The sequence below is a fragment of the Mesorhizobium sp. M7A.F.Ca.CA.003.01.2.1 genome (assembly GCF_003998945.1).
Taxonomy (GTDB): Bacteria; Pseudomonadota; Alphaproteobacteria; order Rhizobiales; family Rhizobiaceae; genus Mesorhizobium; species Mesorhizobium ciceri.
Window position 1 is genome coordinate 1 of the sequence record NZ_RZRA01001522.1, and the last position, 695, is coordinate 695.

General features: G+C 68.3%; 1 protein-coding gene and 1 pseudogene. Both read left to right on the forward strand.

Annotated elements, in window-relative coordinates; translation table 11 throughout:
- Window positions 1-271, forward strand: a 271-nt coding sequence (locus EN969_RS35700; protein ID WP_127419913.1) for a hypothetical protein, incomplete at its 5' end; no start/stop codon positions are given.
- A gap of 113 nt (window positions 272-384) precedes the next feature.
- Window positions 385-695: pseudogene (locus tag EN969_RS33930) on the forward strand (GcrA cell cycle regulator); the annotation flags it as partial.

A 695-nucleotide genomic window follows, 5' to 3' on the forward strand; every position in this document is an offset into this window, starting at 1 on the left:
GTGCCTGACCGCACGAGCCTCGGGTCCGGTCCGCCTGTCTCCGGCGACCGGAACGGCCGGAGCCGCCGCTCCCAGCGGCTTCGGCCCCCAATTCGGCCGGCATGGCGCCGGCTCTGTTTTTGCGGCAGGCCGATCCTGCATCCGCACCGAGGACGGCACCGTCATCCTGTTCGACAGGCTGACGGGCAGGGCGGTTTCCGCCCTGGACAGAAACACGGCCGAAGCGCGGCTTCTGCACCTTGCCGGCGGGAAATCGGCCCAAGCCGGCTGAGGCTGGCCGGCTGAGAGCCGGCTCTTGAAAAACAACCTGACTGCGGCCTGGCGACCGGGTCGAACCTTGACGCTGCCCGACGGCGCGCGGCCGAACTTTGGATGGAGCTGGATATGGCAAGCTATAGCGACGCGGAATTGCACGAGATCGCCCGCTGGCTGAAGGATGGGTTCTCAGCCTCCAGGATTGCAGTCGCGTTCAGCGCGTTGCGCGGCAGTCCGGTGTCGCGCGACGCCATCATCGGCATCGTGCACCGCAACGCCATGCTCGGCGCGATCGGCTTTGCCAATGGCAAGGGGCCGCCGCCGCGATCCAGGCAGGCCGTGGGCAAGCGCGCTGGAAGCAAGCGGGCGAGTGGCGCGTCGGCGAAAGCGACGCCTGTCGTCGGCAAGATGGAGGGCGTGCTTGCCGCCAAGGACATCCA